We start from the raw sequence: 19,773 nt of genomic DNA, 5'->3' as shown, positions 1-19,773 counted from the left end.
CGCTTTCAAGTAGAAGCCGCCCTCGTTTTTGCTCAGGCCCGCGCGAGGCGCAGGTGGCGCTGCGGCGGCTCGTCCCCGCGCTGGGCGCGGCTGCGTGGCTGCAGCGTGGAGACGGTGGCTACGCCTTCGCGCAGCGTGAACGCGCTGACGGCGCTTACCAGGTCGGCGGCACGGTCCTGCAGCGATTCGGCCGCCGCCGCCGCTTCTTCCACCAGCGCGGCATTCTGCTGCGTGACCTGGTCCATCTCGGCAATCGCCTGGTTCACCTGCTCGATGCCGGCGCTCTGTTCCTCGCTTGCGCTGGCGATCTCGCTCATGATGTCCGTCACGCGCCGGATGCTGGTGACGATTTCCTCCATCGTGGCCCCGGCCTGGTCCACCAGGGCGCTGCCTGCATTCACCTTGTCCACGGAGTCGCCGATCAGGCTCTTGATTTCCTTGGCCGCCGCCGCGCTGCGCTGCGCGAGGTTGCGCACTTCGCTGGCCACCACGGCGAAGCCGCGGCCCTGTTCACCGGCGCGCGCTGCCTCCACCGCGGCATTCAGCGCCAGGATATTGGTCTGGAAGGCGATGCCGTCGATGACGCCGATAATGTCCACAATCTTGCGCGCGGAATCGTTGATCGAACCCATGGTGTTCACCACTTCAGACACCACGGCGCCGCCTTTCACGGCCACGTCCGATGCGGCGTGCGCAAGGCCGTTGGCCTGGCGTGCATTGTCCGTATTCTGTTTCACGGCCGCTGTCAGTTCTTCCAGGCTCGATGCGGTTTCCTCCAGCGACGAGGCCTGCTGTTCGGTGCGCGAGGACAGGTCGCTGTTGCCGGCCGCGATCTGCTTCGCTGCCACGCTGACCGAGTCGGCCGACATGCGCACGGTGCCGATCACTTCAACCATGCGCTCCAGCAGCTTGTTGAAGGCGGTGGCGGTATGGCCCACTTCGTCCATGCGCTGCACCGGCATGGTCCGCGACAGGTCGAGCGATGCGCTCACGGTCTCCAGCGTGCCCTGGATCTTGCCAAGGCCGCCGCTGATGGTGCGGTAGATGTGCCAGGCCAGCACGGACGTCAGCAGCACCACGGCCGCCAGCACGGCCAGCATGCTGCGCAGCGCGAAGGCATAGGCGGCGTCGCTTTCGGCTTTCACGTTTTCCACCAGCTTGCTGTTGTAGGCAATGTGGTCGTCCAGGCTTTTCTTGACGCCGGCCGCGGTCAGCGCAAGCGGCGTGCCCGCGAGCAGGGTGGCGCGCACGCCGTCCATATCGCCTGCGTGCGAGGCGGCGAGGAAGGGCTTCAGCGCCGCGCGGTAGGCTTCCATGGCGGCCTTGTCGGCTTCCAGCATCTTGCGGTCGGTGTCATCGTACACGCGTTCGCGGGCGTATTGATCGACCACTTCATTGAACTTTTCGTTGGCGGTGGCGATGGCCTTGTCGAGGGCGCTCTTGTCGTCCAGGTTGGAGAACACGGAGAGGCGGTAGCCCGCAAGGCGCGCGTCGGCCAGGTAGCCCTTGGCCGCGTTCAGGCCCTGGATGCTGGGGATGATGCGGCTTTGCACCGTGTCGAAGCGCTCCTGCGCGCGGTTCAGCTGCCAGGCGCCGCCGGCGCCGAGGCCTGTCAGCGCCATCAGGGCGATGCCGAGTGTGAGGATGAGTTGCCTGGTGATGTTCATGATGGGGCTCTTCAGGATGATGTTGATATTACGCGGCGAGCGAGGTTGCCTCGCTGCGCCGCAGCTGGTCGCCGTGCTGGCGGCAGAAGCGCGTGGCGGCCTTGTAGCCCACGTCGAACAGCAATTGCATATTGGAGCTGGACCAGTCCATGGTGAAGGGCCAGTGCTGCTCCGGAATCGCGCCGAGCAGGTCGAGCTTGAGCAGCTTGCGGCGGCCGCCGGCGTTGTGTTCCAGCTCGAACAGGCGCTGTTCGGCCTTCGAGATCTTGACCAGCGGCGTAATGATGGAGCCTACCCAGGCGTCGTACAGGTTGCGCGGCTTCCGGATCAGGCGTTCGTCGCCGAGGATGTCGAGAATAACCAGGGTATCCGCATCTGCGTGCTCGCCTTTGCCTTCGATAAAAGGATCGAAATTCAGCGTATCCAGGGCGGCGCCCTCGATATAATCGTCGCCGTTTATTTCGGTGGGCGCGTATAGAAAAGGGAAGGATAATGCCGCGCGTACCTGCTCCGGTCCGATTTCATGCTTATTCCAGATATGCATGCGCTTTTTATTTATATTGTATGCATTAATATAAAAATCCGGTTTAATGCCGGATATTGCGCCGAAATCGATGGCCTGTTCCAGGTAGGGATGGTGGGCGCACAGTCCCAGGCTTTTCATGGACAGGTTCGAGGGCGACATGGCCGACATCGCCAGCTTCATCCAGTCGCCCCACGGCCCGGGCGGGTTCGCGAAGGAGAATACGTCGCGGAAGCTGTCCGCCTGCTGGCCGGGTTTCTGGAAGATCTTGTAGTTCACCGGCAGCAGCTTGTAGATGCTGTCGCTCACGCCGGCCTCGGCCCAGCGCCGCAGGGCGTCGCGCGGGGCGCTGTCGCGGGGCGCCGCATAAAGCAGGCCCATCAGCACCCCTGCGCCGGAGGCTGAAATGACGTCGAATTCAATTTCCTGGTCCAGGAATGCGGCAAGCGCGCCCGCAATCAATGGCGAGTTGGGTGCGCCGCCGCCAAGCACCAGTCCGGATTTCCGCGCGGGATAATGTTTGCCCATATTTCCTCCTGTTCCGGTAAGGAGTTGAAGTATTTAAAACTTAGCACGCGAAATTGCTGCATGGAAATTTTATTCAACCATATCGGATATTCAGGATTAATATGAGCCTGCAAATATGCGGGAATAAAAAACGGCGCTCCCGCTTTTGCGGGAAGCGCCGTTGCGCCGGCTGGCGGTGGCTTTAATATTTGAAGTTGGCGGCCAGCGTTGCGCTGCGGCCTGCGCCCACGCCCGCGTAGTGCGGCGAGGACACCTTGTCGAAGTACAGTTTGTCGCCCAGGTTCTGCACATTGAGCTGCAGGCTGATGCTCTTGCTCAGCTCATAGCTGGCCATGGCGTCGAAACGCGTGTAGCCCGGCGCGTACTTGTTGTTATTGATGTTGGCGTACACCTTGGACACATAGCTCATGCCGCCGCCGATGCTGAGGGCCGGCAGCAGCTTGTAGGAGGTCCACAACGAGGCGCTGTTCTTCGGCGTGCTCGGGAACACATTGCCGTTGAATGGAGACGGCGTCCATACAGGCTTGGCGGTGGTGCCGGTGTTGGTGAAGCCGTTGTCGGCGATCACGCCATCCAGCCAGGTATATCCGCCGAACACCTGCCAGTTCGTGGTGATGCTGCCGCTCACGCCGAACTCCACGCCTTTCACCGTCTTGCGGCCCACGTTCTGCGTGGTGCCGTCCGGCGCCGTCACGCGCGCGTTGTTCATCTCGCTGCGGAACAGGGCGGCGCTCAGGGACAGGCGGCGTGCCAGCACTTCCCACTTGGTGCCGAGCTCGAAGTTCTTGCTGTCCTGCGGCTTCAGGTTCTGCACGGTAGCGCTCAGCGCATCGAGGCCGTCGCCCCCGTCATTGCCCGGCGGGGTGGACGAGGTGCCGTAGGAGACATACACGCTGCTGTTGGCGGAAGGCTTGTACACCAGGCCGGCCTGGTAGTTGGTGAAGTCGGTGTTGACTTCCGCGTGCTGCGCCGCGGTGGCGGTGCCGTTCAGCGTATAGGCCGGCACATCGAGGCGGGTGCGGAAATCATCCCAGCGCAGGCCCACATTCAGCAGCCATTGCGGCGTGAACTCGATGGTGTCGAAGGCGTAGGCGGAACGGGTATTGGTGCGCACGCTGGTGCGGGCCGGCGACAGGCTGCGGCTGTAGACCCATGGATCGTTCGCGTTCGGATTGAGCAGGGTGGTGCAGTTGTACAGCGTCGCGGCGCCCGCGCTTGGGCAGGTGAAGGTGCCGGTCAGCGGATTGTTGGTGCCGGGAGTGAACAGGTAGCTGCCGCGGTCCGTATCTTCGCGGCTGATTTCCACGCCGGTGGTGAAGCTGTGCTTCACGGCGCCGGTGCTGAAGCTGCCGGTCAGGCTGCTGGCATTGGCCAGGGAATCGGTCTGCACCACGCGCGTATTCGTGCGGCGCCACACGGTGCCGTACAGGACCACATTGCCTTTCGAATCGTCGGGCTGGGTCCACACATAATCCTGGCTGGTGCTGCCGTAGCGCGTGACGTTGCGGAAGGCGAGGCCGTTCGCGAATACGTGCTTGATGTCGATGGTGCCGATATCGGCTTCGGTATCGCGGAAATCGCGGTTCGCCAGGCCGTAGAAGGTCTCGCGCGGTACATTGACCGGCGTGCCGTTGCCGTTCTTGCTGACATTGGCGCCCGTGGTGATCGGGTTGTTGAAGGGCAGGCCGGTATCCGGAATCTCGTTCGATTCCAGGTGGTAGTAGCCCAGCGTAACGGTGGTTGGCGAGGCGAGGCCGAAGGTAACAGTCGGCGCCACGCCCCAGCGGTGGCCGCCCACCACGTCGCGGCCTGCGACATCGGCGTCGTGGCCCATGAGGTTCAGGCGCACGGCGGCATTGTCGCCAACGGTGCGGTTGATGTCGGCGGTCACGCGCTTGTATTTGGCGGACCCCAGGCCCACGGAGGCGTTGCTGAAGTTGTCGGCCTTGGCGGTTTTGCTGACGAGGTTCACACCGCCGCCGGCGGAGGAGCGGCCGCCGTAGGCGGAATTCGGTCCTTTGACGACTTCGATCTGTTCCAGCGCGAAGATCTCGCGCGACTGCGAACCGGAATCGCGGATGCCGTCGATATAGGTGTCGGTCTGGGCGTTGTAGCCGCGGATGAAGAGATTGTCGCCCACCGGATTGCCGCCTTCCGCGGCGCCGATGGTAATGCCCGGCACGGTGCGCAGCGCATCCGTCAGGGACACGGCGCCGGTCTGCGAAATCACTTCGGCGGAAACGACGGTAACAGCCTTCGGCGTGTCCAGCAGCGGCATGGTGAACTTGTCGCTGGCCGATTTCTTGACGAGGAAGTCGCTGCTGGCCTGGCCGGTGATCGTCACCTCGGGCATCTTCACTTCGGTGCTCTGGGCATGCACGGCCATCGGCATGGCCAGGGTGGCGAGGGCGGCGGCGACGGCCGGGCGGGAATTCAGGGGATGTTTACTGCTCTTGATAGGCGAACTGCTGGCTTTCATTCTTTTCCTTGCGTGCGATGGTCGGCTGGCTGGGTAAGCCGCACTATGCGCTAAGTGATAGCGATAATGCGAATCATTCTTATTATTATCGCACGAGCAAGAAAAATTGGGAACCTGTTCAGAACAGCGTGCCCTGGCGGCTGGTAAGCATGCTGAAGCTGTCCCCCACAAAGGGCAGGATGGCGTCGGCGATCGGCTGCAGCTGTTTGGCCAGGTAATGTTCGTAGTCGATCGGCGAGCGGCGCGTCTCCAGCGGTTCCGGGCCGGCCGTCGTCATCAGGTAGCGTATCCAGCCGCCGCTCTGGTATTGCAGCGGGCGGCCCTGGCGTTCGTTGAATTCATCGGCCAGGCGCGCGGCGCGCACATGGGGCGGCACATTGCGCTCGTAGTCGTCCAGCGTGCGGCGCAGGCGCTTGCGGTAGACCAGCAGCTCGTCCATTTCGCCGCGCAGCATGCGGATCGCGTAGTCGCGCACATAGTCCTTGTAGGGTTCACCCTTGAACACGCGCCGGTACAGCTCCTGCTGGAACTCCTGGGCCAGCGGCGTCCAGTCGGTGCGCACCGTCTCAAGCCCCTTGAACACCATGTTTTCCGCGCCGTCCGCCGCCACCACCATGCCGGCGTAGCGCTTCTTGCTGCCTTCTTCCGAACCGCGGATGGTGGGCATCAGGAAGCGGCGGTAGTGGGTTTCGTACTGCAGTTCCAGCGCGCTGGCCAGCTCGTATTCGTCCTGCAGATGTTCGCGCCACCATGCGTTGACACGGGCGACAAGATCGCGGCCGATGCGGTCCGCTTCTTCCGGCGCATGCGGGCGCTTGAGCCAGACGAAGGTGGAATCGGTATCGCCGTAAATCACGGCATAGCCCTGTTCCTCGATCAGTTCACGCGTGCGGTGCATGATTTCGTGGCCGCGCATGGTGATGGAGGAGGCCAGGCGCGGATCGAAGAAACGGCAGCCGCTGGAGCCCAGCACGCCGTAGAAGGCGTTCATGATGATCTTCAGCGCCTGCGACAGCGGCTTGTTCGCGTCGCGCTTGGCCGCCTCGCGGCCCTGCCAGACCTGCTCCACGATGCCGGGCAGGCAGTGGCGCTCGCGCGAGAAGCGCGCGCCGCGGAAACCGGGAACGGTGTCTTGATCAGGGTTGCGCAGTCCCTCCACCAGGCCGACCGGGTCGATCAGGAAAGTGCGGATGATGGACGGGTACAGGCTTTTATAGTCCAGCACGAGCACCGAGTCGTAGAGGCCGGAGCGCGAGTCCATCACAAAGCCGCCGGGGCTGTTCTCGCCCGCGATATCGCCCAGGTTCGGCGCCACGAAGCCGCGCCGGTGCATCAGCGGCATATAGAGATGTTCGAAGGCGGCCACCGAACCGCCGCTGCGGTCGGCCGCCAGGCCGGTCACGCTGGCGCGCTCCAGCAGGAAGTCCAGCAGCTGGGTCTTCTCGAAGATGCGCGTCACCAGCTCGCAGTCCTTGAGGTTGTAGCGCGCCAGCGCGGGCTTGTCCTCGGCGAACAGGCGGTCGATTTCCGCCATGCGGTCGTAGGGATTGTCAATGGACTTGCCCTCGCCGAGCAGGGCCTGCGACACGGATTCGAGGCTGAAGGAAGGGAAGCTCCAGGTGGCCGAGCGCAGGGCCTCGATGCCGTCGATGACCAGGCGGCCCGCGATCGCGGCAAAGAAGTGCTGCTGCCTGCCGCCGTGTTCACGCCATTCCATGGTGCTGCCGTCGCGGCCGAAGCGCAGCGGCACCTTGTAGCGTTCCGAATGGCGCTGCAACATATGCAGGTCGAACTGCACCAGGTTCCAGCCGATGATGGCGTCCGGATCGTGCCGCGCCATCCACTCGTTGAGGCGTTCCAGCATCTGCGGGCGCGATTCCACGTAGTCGAGCGCGAAGTCCACGGCGCTGCCGTCGGCATTCGGCTCGCCCAGCATATACACCTGGCGCTGGCCGCAGCCTTCGATGGCGATGGAATACAGCTCGCCATGCGAGGTGGTTTCGATGTCGATGGAGGCCAGGCGCAAGCGAGGGCGGTAGCTGGCCGCAGGCTTCAGCGGGCTGTCCGGCAAGGACGGGTCGAAGCTGACCGGGGCGGTGATGAAGCGCTCCATCAGGTAGCGTTCCGGCGGCCGCACGTCGGCTTCGTAGATATCGAGGCCGTGCTGTTTGAACTTCTTTTCCAGCTTGAGCAGGTGGCGGTAATTCCTGCAATAGAGGCCGAGCACGGGACGGTGCTGGAAGTCGGTGAGGGCCAGTTCGCGCAGTTCCGCGCCGCGCTCGCCCTGCAGCAGGGCATCGGCCGCCGCGCGCTGTTCCGCGGGCACGAATGCCACCGAGGGCTGCGCCATCTGGCGCACCTGGCGCGGGCCGGCGTCCGTCGCCAGCCAGAATTCAATCTCCGTGCCTTCACTGGTATCGCGCCAGTGCCGCGTCAGGAGAAATCCCTGTTCCTGTTGAGTCAAAGCCTGCCTCTGCATCCTTCAATACCGGCATAATACTCGACAGGAGGTGAACCATGGGGATACGGATCGTGAAGCTGGGCAGCCCGCGTGCGGCGGATGAGGGCGTGCGCATCGGCACCGTGCGGCGCCCGCCGCGCGGCGTGCCGAAGGAGGAGTTCTCGACACGCGATTACTACGATACCTGGCTGCCCAACCTGGCGCCCAGCGCGGAACTGATGACGCAGGGCCGCACGGCGCAAACCGATGCCGAATGGCGCAAGTTCGTGCAGGGCTACCGCAAGGAGATGCAGCAGCCGGAAGCCAGCCATGTGCTGGACCTGCTGGCCAGGCTGTCGCATGGCAGCAATTTCTCGGTCGGCTGCTACTGTGAAGAGGAAGCCCGCTGCCATCGCAGCATCCTGCGCGAGCTGCTGGTTGCGCGCGGGGCTGCGATGGTGGGCTGAAGGCCTAGCCGTTCACGCTGATGCCGCGCACGGCGTGCAGGCCGCGCCAGGCCGCCAGTAGCGCCAGCAGCGCCAGCCCGCCGATGGCGAGGCCCGGCAGCTGCGGCGATGGCGCAGCGGGCCGGTAGGCCGGCGTGGCGGCGAATTCCGCTGCCCCGAACTTCTGCTCATTGAAGATATAGGGGTAGTAGAACTTGCGCAGCTGCGTGTGGAAGGCAGCGATACGGTCCTGGTAGGCCAGCTGCGCATCCAGGTCGGTGCCCGCGAGCCGGTGCAGCAGCACCTGCAGGTTGACGGGCGCCAGCAGCACGCCTGCGCGCTCGGTCCACATGGCGCGCGCCAGCTGCTCGCTGCGCAGCACCCGGGCTGCCGGCGCCACCGCGTCGTCGCCTGCCTGGTGCATGGCGAAATACCATTTCCAGTGGAAGCGGCCCGTTACCGGCGGCGTGCCACGCCATTCCGGGTGGCTGCGGAAGAACTTCGCAAAGGTTTCCTCCTTCGGCAAGTCCCAGCCCTGGTGCACCTCCTGCCGCTGGGCCAGCGCGAGCTGGGCGCCTTTTGCGGTTGGAATCTGGCGCACGATGGCCGCGTTCAGCAGGGCGGGCAGCACAAGCGTCAGCAGCACATAGCAGGCCAGCAGGGCGGCGGCGCCGGCGGCGCTGCTGCGCACCTTGGCCGCAATCCAGGTGCTGAGGCCAAACCAGAAGGCGAGGTAGAGCGCCACGCCGGCCAGCAGCAAGGCGATGCCTGCCGCGCTGCCACGCGCAAAGAGCGCGAAGCCCCCGAGCGGAAGCAGGGTTGCGGCCAGCAGCAGGCCGAAACGCAGTCCGAGCCGCAGCCGCCATGGCGCGGCCGGCGCCAGCGGCAGCGCGGCCAGCAGGCGCAGGCGGCCCGACTCGCGCTCCGCCGTTACCAGGTCGTGGGTGAGCATGATGATGAACAAGGGAGCGAGATAGACCAGTACGAAGGCGGCATCGAAGCGCCCGGCAGCGGCCAGCTGCGGGTTGATGTTTTCCGACTCGTAGAGCTGCGAGTGCAGGCCGAGCAGGCGTATGCGCAGCGCAAAGGGCTGCACGTCGCGCTGGCCGATGGCCGCGAAGGCGAGCGGGCCGGCAGGATTGCCGGTCAGGTGCGGCGTCTGGTAGGCGGCATAGCCGGCATCGCCGCCATCCCGGTAGTGTTCCGCGACGGCGGCGGCTTCCGTCGCATGCACCGAGGCGATGCGCTGCATGGCGCTTTCCTCCGCCGCGATAGCCTGCAGGCCGTTGAGTGACGCGAGGACGACCAGCAGTGCCAGCAGCGCCAGCGCCGCCAGCGCGAGGCGCGATTGCAGCGCCAGGCGGAGTTCAAACAGAACCATTTTCATTGTACTTTCCTTTCAAGGCGGTGGGCGGTCCAGGCGGCTGCGGCGCCCAGCACGGCCAGCCACAGGGCAAAGATGCCGAAGGCGGGCAGGGCATGGGTGGCGACGCTCTGGTCCAGCGGCTGCGCCGGCGCGCTGAAGCGGGGCAGGGCACGCCAGTTGCTCGCGTCGATGCGCTGGTCGCGGTCGTCCTGGTAGCGCACCTTCTCTGCATGCAGGCGGTTCAGCGCCTGTACAAAGCGGTAGCGGTAGGCCTCGCCGTCCAGCAGGAAACGCTCATGGCTGGCACGGTCGGTGCCCGCCATGGCGGCGGACAGCTCCTGCAGCGCGATCAGCGGGCTGGCCAGCGCGGCGCCGCGCAGCAGCTCCGCCTGCCGTGCCTGGATGGCGTAGTCGGCGCGCATATGGCGCTGGAACAGCTCACTGGTGAGGCGTTCTCCTTCGGCGATCACCAGGCCGCCGTAGTTCACCGGCAGGTCTTCCACGCGGCTCACGCCATATGCCGCCAGCGTGCGTTCGCGGAACTTGCGGAAGTGCGGGTCGTCCGGGTTATGGCTGTCGCCGAGGTTTTTCAGTTCCGCGGCGATGGCGGCTTCGGACTCGATGCGTGTTTCGCGGGGCAGCGTGCGGCCGGCGAATTCCGGCACCGCGCGCGGCAGCACTACGGCGGCGAACATCCACAGCGCAATCAGCGCCACCAGCGCGTCGCGTGCGCGCGCCAGGCTGGCCGATACCAGGACGGCGGCGCCGCTCCAGACCAGCAGATAAGCAAGGTAGCCCGCCAGCATCCACAGCGCCTGCCAGCGCGCGTCCGGATACGCCGCCGCCACAATGCACAGTGCAGCGAGCGCGGGACTGGCCAATGCGGCGGCAGCGGCGGCATGGCCGAGCAGTTTGCCCGCCAGCAGCGTGCCGCCACTCACGCCCTGTGCCATCACCAGCCGCAGCTGGCCCCGTTCGCGCTCCCTCGCAATGCTGCCGAAGGCGAGGAAGACCAGCAGCAGCGGCGCGACGGTCTGCAGCACGAAGGCCGGCGTGAGCTGGCCGAAGCGCAGCAGCACCGAAGACTGCCCGGCATCGCTGAAGTTGGCGCTGTTCTGGCGGTGGCCTTCGAGGAAGAGGGCGTGCCCGGTAAACGGCGTGACGCCAAGATCGAAGAACGCCAGCGGCGACAGCGAGCGGAAGATGTAGTGGCCGTAGTGCACCACCCGGTGCGGATGGCGGTCCGGCTGGCTGTTCCACTGCTCATCGGCCTCGTGCTGTAGCGCCGCGCGTTCGCGGCTGACGGCATTGACGTGCTCGTAGCTGACCAGGCTTGCCGTGAAGGTAAGTACCAGCAGCAGCAGGCCGGCGACGAGGGCCACGCGGCTGCGCGCCATGGCGCGCCACTCCTCCCGCGCAATACGCCATACCTGTGCGGGGCGGGAGGCCATCATGCCGCCCTCCGCGTGCCGACATAGCGCTGGTACAGGGCCTGGACGTCGAAGCGTTCCGGCCCATGGGCGCTGAGCTGGTGCGCGATGTGGCCGTGCTCCAGGAAGCCGATATGGTCGGCCACTTCGGCAGCGCCCATCAGGTCGTGCGTCACCATCAGCACCGTGACCTGGCCGCGCAAGCCTGCGATCAGGCTATTGAATTCCACCGTGGCCTGCGGATCGAGGCCGCTGGTGGGTTCGTCGAGCAGCAGCAGCGGGACGGCGCGCGCCAGCGCCAGTGCGATGGCCGCTTTCTGGCGCATGCCCTTCGAATAGCCGCCCAGTTTGCGGTGCCAGGCCTCGTGCGCGAGGCCGACCTTGGCGAGCGCCCGTGCGATGGTGGGCTCGCTGTGGTCGCTGCCTGCCAGGTGCAGCAGGTAGCTCAGGTTTTCCCATGCGCTGAGGTGTTCGTACAGCGCCACGTTCTCCGGGACATAGGCAAGGCGGGCGCGCGCCGCGAGCGGATCATCCGCCACGCTGATGCCGGCCACGGTGACGCTGCCCGCGTCGGGGCGGATGAAACCCAGCAGGGCATTGATGGTGGTGGATTTTCCGGCGCCGTTGCCGCCGAGGAGGGCGTAGATTTCGCCCGCGCGCACATTCAGCGTGAGGCCGTGCAGTACCTGGGCCGGGCCGTAGCTGACGTCCAGGCCGCGGATGTCGATAATGGATGTCATGTTGGTTTCCTTTCAGAGCCGGGTTTGAAGGCCGACCGAAACGCTGCGGGCCGCGCCCGGGCTGACCCAGGTGCGCTGCCAGGAGCTGGCGTAATAATTGCGGTCGAAGAGGTTGTCGATATCGAGCGAGAGCCGCAGGCGCGGGCTGATATGCCAGGCGGCAGTCAGCCTTGCCACGGTGTAGGCGGGCAGGCTGAATTCGGGCAGCCCGGCTTTCACCTGCGCCGCCGTGCGCGCTTCGCCAGGACGGCTGGCGCTGTAGCTGATGCCGCCACCCAGCGATGCGCGGCCCAGGGTGCCGCTGAAGCCTTCGTACATCAACAGCAGGCTGCCGTTCAGGCGCGGCACGTTGAGCAGGCGGGAGCCTGCGGCGAGCGTGTTGTCGGCCCTGACCTCGGCATCGATATGGGACAAGCTGGCATTGGCGCGCCAGTGCTGTGCTATGCGGCCCGTAAAGTCCGCATCGAGGCCCCGGCTGCGCACTTCACCCGCAGCGATGGAAAAGCCGGGATTCGCCGGATCGGCCGTCAGCGCATTGGTCTTGCGGATATCGTAGACAGCCAGCGTGGCCCCGCTGTCGCGCGACAGCGCTTCCCACTTTGCTCCCAGCTCCGCCGCCCGGCCGCGTTCCGGCGCGAAGCTGCGCGATTGCGCGTCGGCGCCCGCGTTCGGTCGGAAGGAGCGGCCGCCGTTGGCGAACAGCGTCCATTGCGGCGACAGCAGGTAGCTGATGCCGAGCCGTGGCGAGGCGCTGTGCGGCGACTGCCGTGTAACGGCGCCGGAGCGGCGGTTGAACATGGACTGTTCGAAGCGGTCGACACGCAGGCCCGCCAGCAGGCGCCAGCGCTCGCCCCAGCGCACCGAATCCTGCAGGTAGAAAGCCCGGTTCTCCTGGTCTTCCTGCGTGTCCGTGTTCGGCAGCGGAACGGGCTGCGGCTGGCCGTAGACGGGCGCCAGCACGTCGATGGCGTAAGGCACCGCGCCGTTGGGATTGGCGCGCAGCATGCGCTGGTCGAAATCGAAGCGGTAGGCTTCCACGCCTGCCAGCAGCTCGTGCTGCAGCGGCCCCGTGACGAACTGGCCGTTCAGCTCCGCCTGCAGCGCGGCATCGTCCGAGCGGTAGTCGCGGTAGCGGCGCTGGCGCTGCATCGTGCGCTGGTCCGCCTGCAGCGCCGGCTGGGCTTCGGTGGAGAATCCCCGCATGGTGCCGTGCTTGCCCGCAAATGCCAGGCGGGCCGACCACCCGGCGTTCAGCTCATGCAGCAGTTCCAGCTGGTGGTCCTGGTTGCGCACCTCGATGTCGCCATCTGCCGGTTCGCCGAGGAAGCGTTCGCGCGGCACGGCGCCCAGGCTGGCCCCGATGGCCAGGACACCCCGGTCCATCGGCGCGCTGTGGTGCACGATCTCGCCGCGGTAGTGCAACTGGGTGCCGTCGCCGATGCGCCAGCTCAGCGCAGGCGCCAGCAGCTGCCTTTCGGTGCTGATGAAATCGCGGAAGCTGCCGCGATGTTCCAGCGCCGCATTGAGCCGGTAGGCCAGTGTGCTGCCCAGCGGCCCGGTGCTGTCGAGCGCCACGCGGCGGAACTGGTCTGTGCCGCCGTAGGCTTCCAGCGCGTGCGCCGCCCGCCATAGCGGCTGCTTGGTGACGATATTGATGGTGCCTCCGGGCTCGCTGGCGCCATACAGCGCGGCGGCCGGCCCCTTGAGGAATTCGATGCGTTCAATGTTGGCGGTATCGCGCGGCGCGTTGAAGCCACGGTTGGAGGAGAAGCCGTTGCGCAGCAGGGCCATGCCGTTGTTCATGTCCCCGGCCAGGCCGCGGATGGCGATGTTGTCCCACAGCCCGCCGAAGCTGTTCTGGCGCGACACGCCGCCGGCAAAATCCAGCACATCGTCAAGGCGCAGCGCGCCCAGGTCGTCGATGGACTGGCGCGACATGACGCGCACCGCCATCGGCAGTTCGCGCAGGGCGAGGCCGGACTTGGCGCCGGCGGCTTCGCTGGTGTGGTAGGAGCCGGCGCTGTTGCGGCCGACGACTTCAATGGCCGGAACGGCGTCCGCCGTCTGGGCGTGCAGCGGCGCGCCGGCCAGTGCCAGCAGGGCTGAGGTAATGGAATACTGTGTAATGTTCATGGTGTTTGTCCTGAATTGGTCGGTTGCGTTGCGGGCGGCGCGCGGCAGGCGGCGCGCGCGGCGAATAGCGGCGCGTGAACGGCGCGAACCAGGACAGGGGCAGCAGGAAAACGCCCGGACGCAGCCGTTCCGGCCGGGCGTGGCAAAGCCGCGGCGCAGCGGGCAGCTGGTCGGCAAGCGTTGCGGCATCGAAGGCCGCGCAGGAATGGGCGTACTTCGCCGCGGCGAAGGGATGCCCGGGCTGGTGGGCGATGCGGTGCTGCCAGCCGATATGGGAGGCGAACAGCAGCGCGCACGCCAGCAGCCCCGCGTGCAATGCACGCAGGCGTGTTGGTGATGGCATCAGCAGGACAATGCGTAGCGGCGGCGCATGCCGCGAGGGCAGGCGCCGCTGGTAACAGTGGCGCTACCTGCGGCGAGGCAGGCGGCTTAGTGGCTGAAGAAGAGGTGGCGCGGCGGCGCCTGGCGCGGTGGAATCAGGTAGCTCGGGGCGGCGAAGAAGGGCGCTGCAGTGAAGTGCTGGACTGCATGGCTGAGCTGCAGCAGCGGCGCCGGCAGTGCGGGCAAAGCCGGCGGCACGCCGGTGTGCAGCTGCGCGCTGAGATGGCAGCTGACGCAATCGTGCAAGCGTTCGGCAATGTCATGGCGGTGCGTGGCTGCAGCCAGCAGCTGGATGGCAAACGCGATCGTGCATAGCCAGAGCAGGGCGCGAAGCGCGGGGCTTCGGGTCCTGGCATTCAGGCGGAGCTGGTTGATCGACAGTTGCATGGGTGGCGAGTATAGCATCGCCCACTGCAAAGGCGCAGCCCCTGCTGCGCCGTACAGCTCAATGCTGCGCGCGTTGCGTCTGGATCTGCGCCTGGAGCTGGTCCGGCGGCAACTGCGTGTAGTCCTTGTTCAGCTCGAACACTATGGCCTGCTGCAGCTGCTGGCTGAGCTGCTTGCGCAACACGCCGAGGAATTCAGGCGAGGCGCTCAGCACCAGTTCCTTGAAACCTTGAAACGCTGCTGGTTATAAGCCTGCTGCAGCTCCATGCAGACTTCGCGCGCGAAGATCTCCGTTTCATGCTGGACCGGCGTTTTGGCGGGCTGGTAGGTGCTGCCGGGCAGGGCGCCGCCGGTATTGTTGATGCTGCCGGATGCGGCTTTGGGATCGACCGGCTGGTCGGTCTGGGTTTCCATGGCGCGCATACGCACACGGTCGTCCACCATGTCCTTCACTTCCTGCAGGCGGCCGCCGCCATTTTCCGAAAAGATTCGGACACGGCTGGCGTTGGCGGTAATGATCCACGTGGTATCCATACTCCCTCCTTCTCGATCCTTGGCTGATGGAGCCAGTATACCCAGCGGCGGAAATCAGCGACGCCCGGCTGGAAGCCTTACGCCTGCTGAGCTGCCTTGCTTCACGCTGTCGAGAATGGACTGCAGCGTGACCTTGCCGAAATCCTTGAGCAGCCGCGCCTGCGCGTCGCTCAGCGATTGCGCCAGCTGCTGGTTGACTGCACGTTCAACCAGGCAGTTGTCGTGGTCCTCGCCCCAGCCGAAGGCGAAGATGGCCGGCTGCTCCAGCGCGTTGTAGACGTCGAGCAGGGTGATGCGGCTGAGCGGCTGGGCCAGCGTCCAGCCGCCTCCGTGGCCTTTCAGCGACGTCACGTAGCCGTGGTCGCGCAGCCCGGCCATGGTGCGGCGCACGACCACGGGATTGGTCTGCAGCACCTCGGCAATCGCTTCGGACGTCATCGGGTCGCTGGTCTGCTGCATATGGATCAGCACATGCAGCATGCGGGAAAGGCGGTTGTCGGCGCGCATGGTCTCTCTCTCTCTGGCACAGGTTTGTCACATTATAAGTTGCATGAGTTGGTTTGTGGGCTTATCATGTAACTTCAAATGTGTCTTGTGCGGGAGGGAATATGTTCGATGTGATTGTGATCGGCGGCAGTTTTGCCGGTGTGTCGGCGGCGCTGCAGCTGGGGAGGGCGCGCCGCAAGGTGCTGCTGGTGGACAGCGCGGCCACGCGCAACCGCTTTGCGCAGTCGGCGCACGGCTTTTTCGGCCATGACGGCAAGGCGCCGCAGCAGCTGCAGCAGGAAGGACTGGCCCAGCTGGCGCAGTATCCGACGGTAAGCATCGTGAATGCACTGGCGCTGGCTGCGGAGCAGGTAGAGGGCGGCTTCAGCGTCACCATCGGCGACGGCCGGATCGAGCGCGGCGCGCGCCTGATTCTCGCCACCGGCATCCGCGACGAGCTGCAATGCCTGCCGGGCCTGCGCGAGCGCTGGGGCAGGTCGGTGGTGCATTGCCCCTATTGCCACGGTTATGAGCTGGCGCCGGGACCGTTCGGCGTGCTGGCCAGCACACCCGCTTCCGCGCACCAGGCCATGATGGTGCCGGACTGGGGCCCCACGACCTACTTCACGCAGGGCGAATTCGAGCCGGATGCGGCGCAGCTGGAGCAGTTCGCGGCGCGCGGCGTGCAGGTTGAACGTTCGCCGGTAATAGAGCTGCTGGGCGCAGCGCCTGCGCTGGAGGGCGTGCGGCTGGCGGATGGCCGCGTGATTGCGCTGGCCGGCCTGTTCGTCGCACCGCAGCTGCGCATGACGACGCCGATCGTGAGCCAGCTGGGCTGCGCGATGGAGGAAGGGCCGCTGGGGGCCGTGATCAAGGTGGACGAGATGAAGCAGACTTCCGTGCCAGGCGTATTCGCGGCAGGCGATGCGGCCACGCTGTTCGGCAATGCGGTGTTTGCGGCGGCGGCAGGCGCCATGGCGGGTGTGGCGGCGCACCGCTCACTGGTATTCGGGCTCTGAACGAGGGAGGGAGGCGCCGGGCCGGCCAAGGGGGAGGGGGGAAGGCCGGTCCGGCAGTCCGGACTCGCGTCCGGACAGGTACTACAGGGAACTTAGAACTTGTACTTCAGGTTCAGGTAGTACTGGCGGCCGCTGACGTCCAGTTTCTGCTGCTCTTCCTCGCTGTAGCGATAGTAGGCGCGCTTGACGTTGGTCAGGTTGGTCGCATCGAAGGACAGAATCAGGTTTGCGGTCAGGTTGTAGCTGGCGTTGAAGGCCAGCGTCGTGACCGGAGCGGCCATCGTCGGTGCAACCGGCATGGTCACGCCGTTGATGACTGCCTTGCCCTGGCTCGCTGCGTTCGGCGTTGGCGCGGTGGTGGCGTTCACGTACTCGCTGCGGTAGTTCGCCACCAGGCGGGCCGACAGCTTGTCGTTTTCGAAGTAGCCACCCAGGTTGCCCGCCCATTCGGAGGCGCCCGTCATCGGCAGGCCGTCATCCACCTTGGTCTTGGCGCGGCTCACGTTGGAAGTGAAGCCGAAGCCAGTGGTGCCGAACGGCTGCTCATACGACAGCTCGATACCGCTGACACGTGCGCCTTGCTGCGATGCGGTCAGCACCGAGAAGTTCTTCAGCTGGTTGTCGCGCGGGTCGATGTACTCGATCGTTGCGGCGCCTGCGATACCAGTCTTCGGATAACCCTTGATCTTCGAGTAGTACACGTTCACGCCGACTTGCGAGCGCGGTGCGAAGTACCAGTTCCAGGCCAGGTCCACATTGTTCGCCGTCTGCGGCGCCATGTTCGGGTTCGGGCCGATGATGGTGCAGCCGGCTTCGCCGCAGGTTGCACCGCTGTAGCCGACCGCGAACAGGTTGTAGTTCTGGCGGCCCATGGTGCGGCTCAGGCCGAGGCGGGTGATCATGTCCGGCTGCAGCTCGTAGCGCAGGTTCAGGCTAGGCAGCACATTGGTGTAGGAATGCTTGTTCTCCTTCTTGTAGAAGAAGCTGCCGGCTTTCGGATTGAACACTACGTCCTGGAAGGAACCTGTACCTTCGCCCACCCAGGTGATGGCGTCCGGGAAGCCGGGGCATGGAACGATAGGTTCGCCGGGGCGCGAGCGGGTGCACAGGCCGGCTGGAATCGGGTAGGGAATCATGGCATCGACCTGGGTGCGCACGAAGCGCAGGCCTACGTTGCCCGACAGGCGGTCCGCTTCCAGGTTGGCCATGACGTAGCCGGCGCTCTGGCGCTCGCGCATGTCGATTTCCAGGCCGGCGCGGCGTTCCCAGTCCGAGCTGGTTTCCACGCGGTTGGCGGCGAAATACGCTTTCAGCGCTTCCGGGGTCATGGTCCAGCTCTGGTTATCCCAGCCCGCCGGGCCGTCCAGGCCATCGCCGAAGTCCGATGGATAGGGCATGAAGCCGCTGGTCGGCGCATTGGGCGCCAAGGCTGCATAGCGCAGCTGCGGGAAACGGCGCACCATCGAGCGCTTGTGTTCCGAGAAGCGCACGCCGCTTTCCAGGGACTGGAAGATGCCGTTGTCAAGGCGGTATTCGGCGTCCAGATTCAGGCTGCTTTCGCGGTCCAGGGTGCGCACGCTGGAGGCATTGCGGCCGGTCAGCACGAAGCCGGTGCCGTCCGCGCCCTGCGGCTTGTACACGTTGGGGCCGGTGCCATAGTACTTGACCATCGGCGCGTCGCGCACGTCGCCCAGTGCGTACGATACGCCGGTGCCGAAGCGGGTATAGGTGAGGCCCTGGTCAAGCCCGGTCTTGCCTTCGCCGCGCGTGGTCGACAGCAGGGCCTTGACGGTCAGGTCCTGGTTGACGCGGTATTTGGTGTCCAGGTCGAGGAAAGAGCTCTTGGCCAACGCGCCGTCGCGGTAGGCGCCTTCGGTTTCGCCGATGTACTGGGGCGGGGTGCCGTCCGGGTACACGATATCGGCGCTCTTCAGCACGCGCAGCGTGTCGCCGAACAGGGTTTTTTCGGTGACGATGACCGGGTTCTTAATCTGCGCAAACACCTGCTTGCCGTTGACCGAGGTCGGGGCGCCTGCATACGGGCCCTGGCCGCTCTGCTTACCCTGCAGCATGCTGATGATGGCGCCCGCATTCAGGCGGCCGTAGTTCGGCGCCTTCATGGTGGAGTGGAAGCCGGTCACGGTCATGTCGAGGTCGCTGTTCGGCTTGAACTGGGCCGAGAACATGCCGCCCTTGCGGTCACGCTCGCCCTGCACGTATTCCATGCTCATGGAGCCGGGAATACGCACGCCGTTCAGGTCGGACGCCTTCAGGCCGGTGCCGGCCAGCGACTCGTCGGTGATGCCCTTCATGGTCGCGGTATTGATCACGTCCCAGCCGCTGTTCGGCGGGTAGGCGAAGCGCGATACGGAATCGCGGCGCACCATGCGCTTCTCGGCAAAGGCCTGCATGATGATGCCGAAGGTATTGGCTTCGTTCTTCCAGTTGACGGAGGCGTTGACGTCATGGGTGGCCTTGCCCGGCAGGTCGGCATAGACCGTGCCCAGGTTGACCACGCCCGACAGGCGCTCTTTTTGCGCCAGCGGCTTGCGCGTGGTGACGTTGATGGTGCCGGCCAGGCCGCCATCGGAAATATTGGCCTGCGAGGTCTTGTACACGATAGCCTGGTTCAGCACGCTCGATGGCATGAGGGACAGGCTGGTGGAGCGGCTGCTCGACAGCTGGTCGGAGAGGTACCAGTCGCCGCCGGAGACGCTGTGGCCGTTGAAGGTGATCAGGGTGTGGTCCGGATTGGTACCACGCAGCGCGACCTTTTCGGCCTCGTCGTAGTCGGTACGCACCGCCACACCAGCCAGGCGCTGCAGCGAGTCGGCCAGGTTCTTGTCCGGCATCTTGCCCACGTCTTCGGCCGTGATGACCTCGACGTTAGCCGAACTGTTACGCTTGACGTTCAGCGACTTGGCCATGGAGGCGCGGATACCCGTCACTTCCACCACCTGCGTTGCTGCGTCAGCTTCTGCCGGGGCCTGCTGGGCCAGGGCGTTCTGCGCTGCCAGCGACATCATCGCCAGCGAGACCGCTATCACCAGCGGCTTCTTCTCGTACATGCTCATTTGCTCTCCACGGTGTTATTTTGCAAGACCGATTTAATACCGGTTGAAAAAGTATTGGCGAGAAATTCACGCCTGCATAATGACTAATATTTGCGTCCTCATAACTGCCCGGAATAGGAAACTTAAAGTTATGGGATGAT

General features: G+C 65.4%; 16 protein-coding genes. 2 read left to right on the top strand and 14 right to left on the bottom strand.

Features of this window, described 5'->3' with window-relative positions:
- Positions 1-32 precede the first annotated feature (32 nt).
- The 4 genes from ACJRPG_RS09940 to ACJRPG_RS09925 all read right to left on the bottom strand — a co-directional run bounded on the left by ACJRPG_RS09940 (position 33) and on the right by ACJRPG_RS09925 (position 7,676).
- Positions 33-1,667, bottom strand: coding sequence for a methyl-accepting chemotaxis protein (locus tag ACJRPG_RS09940; protein ID WP_407999904.1), 1,635 nt, complete (start codon positions 1,665-1,667; stop codon positions 33-35).
- Between the two features lie 28 nt (positions 1,668-1,695).
- Positions 1,696-2,718 (bottom strand): patatin-like phospholipase family protein, encoded by a 1,023-nt coding sequence (locus ACJRPG_RS09935; RefSeq protein WP_407999903.1) that lies wholly within the window; start codon positions 2,716-2,718, stop codon positions 1,696-1,698.
- Positions 2,719-2,899: 181 nt separating this feature from the next.
- Positions 2,900-5,197, bottom strand: a complete 2,298-nt coding sequence (locus ACJRPG_RS09930) for a TonB-dependent receptor (protein ID WP_407999902.1) — start codon at positions 5,195-5,197, stop codon at positions 2,900-2,902.
- Between the two features lie 118 nt (positions 5,198-5,315).
- Complete coding sequence (locus ACJRPG_RS09925) at positions 5,316-7,676, bottom strand: DNA polymerase II (RefSeq protein WP_407999901.1); 2,361 nt, start codon at positions 7,674-7,676, stop codon at positions 5,316-5,318.
- A gap of 38 nt (positions 7,677-7,714) precedes the next feature.
- Here ACJRPG_RS09925 and ACJRPG_RS09920 point away from each other — a divergent pair, with 38 nt between their 5' ends.
- Positions 7,715-8,104: a DUF488 domain-containing protein gene (locus tag ACJRPG_RS09920; protein WP_407999900.1), complete on the top strand. Its 390-nt coding sequence runs from the start codon at positions 7,715-7,717 to the stop codon at positions 8,102-8,104.
- Between the two features lie 4 nt (positions 8,105-8,108).
- Here ACJRPG_RS09920 and ACJRPG_RS09915 read toward each other — a convergent pair whose 3' ends face one another.
- From ACJRPG_RS09915 to ACJRPG_RS09875, 9 genes are all read right to left on the bottom strand, one after another.
- Positions 8,109-9,470, bottom strand: a complete 1,362-nt coding sequence (locus ACJRPG_RS09915; protein WP_407999899.1) for a DUF3526 domain-containing protein — start codon at positions 9,468-9,470, stop codon at positions 8,109-8,111.
- Positions 9,467-10,903, bottom strand: a complete 1,437-nt coding sequence (locus ACJRPG_RS09910; protein WP_407999898.1) for an ABC transporter permease — start codon at positions 10,901-10,903, stop codon at positions 9,467-9,469. The genes ACJRPG_RS09915 and ACJRPG_RS09910 overlap by 4 nt, the downstream gene beginning before the upstream one ends.
- Entirely contained in the window at positions 10,900-11,619 is a 720-nt protein-coding gene (locus tag ACJRPG_RS09905; RefSeq protein WP_407999897.1) for an ABC transporter ATP-binding protein, read from the bottom strand. Before ACJRPG_RS09905 ends, ACJRPG_RS09910 begins: the two co-directional genes overlap by 4 nt.
- Positions 11,620-11,631: 12 nt before the next feature.
- Positions 11,632-13,752: a TonB-dependent siderophore receptor gene (locus tag ACJRPG_RS09900; RefSeq protein WP_407999896.1), complete on the bottom strand. Its 2,121-nt coding sequence runs from the start codon at positions 13,750-13,752 to the stop codon at positions 11,632-11,634.
- A complete protein-coding gene (locus ACJRPG_RS09895; protein ID WP_407999895.1) occupies positions 13,658-14,095 on the bottom strand; it encodes a hypothetical protein in 438 nt (145 codons plus the stop codon). The genes ACJRPG_RS09900 and ACJRPG_RS09895 overlap by 95 nt, the downstream gene beginning before the upstream one ends.
- An 86-nt stretch (positions 14,096-14,181) precedes the next feature.
- Entirely contained in the window at positions 14,182-14,538 is a 357-nt protein-coding gene (locus ACJRPG_RS09890) for a hypothetical protein (RefSeq protein WP_407999894.1), read from the bottom strand.
- A gap of 40 nt (positions 14,539-14,578) precedes the next feature.
- Positions 14,579-14,734 carry a host attachment protein gene (locus ACJRPG_RS09885; protein WP_407999893.1) on the bottom strand — a complete coding sequence of 52 codons (156 nt, stop codon included), beginning with the start codon at positions 14,732-14,734 and terminating at the stop codon, positions 14,579-14,581.
- The gene (locus tag ACJRPG_RS09880) at positions 14,728-15,054 is read right to left on the bottom strand and encodes a host attachment protein (RefSeq protein WP_407999892.1); all 327 of its coding nucleotides are present in this window, start codon (positions 15,052-15,054) and stop codon (positions 14,728-14,730) included. Before ACJRPG_RS09880 ends, ACJRPG_RS09885 begins: the two co-directional genes overlap by 7 nt.
- 54 nt (positions 15,055-15,108) lie before the next feature.
- Positions 15,109-15,561, bottom strand: a complete 453-nt coding sequence (locus ACJRPG_RS09875) for an RrF2 family transcriptional regulator (RefSeq protein ID WP_407999891.1) — start codon at positions 15,559-15,561, stop codon at positions 15,109-15,111.
- A 101-nt stretch (positions 15,562-15,662) separates the two neighbouring features.
- Here ACJRPG_RS09875 and ACJRPG_RS09870 point away from each other — a divergent pair, with 101 nt between their 5' ends.
- The gene (locus ACJRPG_RS09870; RefSeq protein WP_407999890.1) at positions 15,663-16,559 is read left to right on the top strand and encodes an NAD(P)/FAD-dependent oxidoreductase; all 897 of its coding nucleotides are present in this window, start codon (positions 15,663-15,665) and stop codon (positions 16,557-16,559) included.
- Positions 16,560-16,651: 92 nt separating this feature from the next.
- Here ACJRPG_RS09870 and ACJRPG_RS09865 read toward each other — a convergent pair whose 3' ends face one another.
- Complete coding sequence (locus tag ACJRPG_RS09865) at positions 16,652-19,633, bottom strand: TonB-dependent receptor (RefSeq protein ID WP_407999889.1); 2,982 nt, start codon at positions 19,631-19,633, stop codon at positions 16,652-16,654.
- Between the last annotated feature and the right edge of the window lie 140 nt (positions 19,634-19,773).

Origin of the sequence: Pseudoduganella rhizocola (genome assembly GCF_045984285.3) — a bacterium.
Classification (GTDB): domain Bacteria; phylum Pseudomonadota; class Gammaproteobacteria; order Burkholderiales; family Burkholderiaceae_D; genus Rugamonas.
Note: the sequence above shows the minus strand (reverse complement) of the source record. Positions and strands in the feature narration are given on the sequence as shown.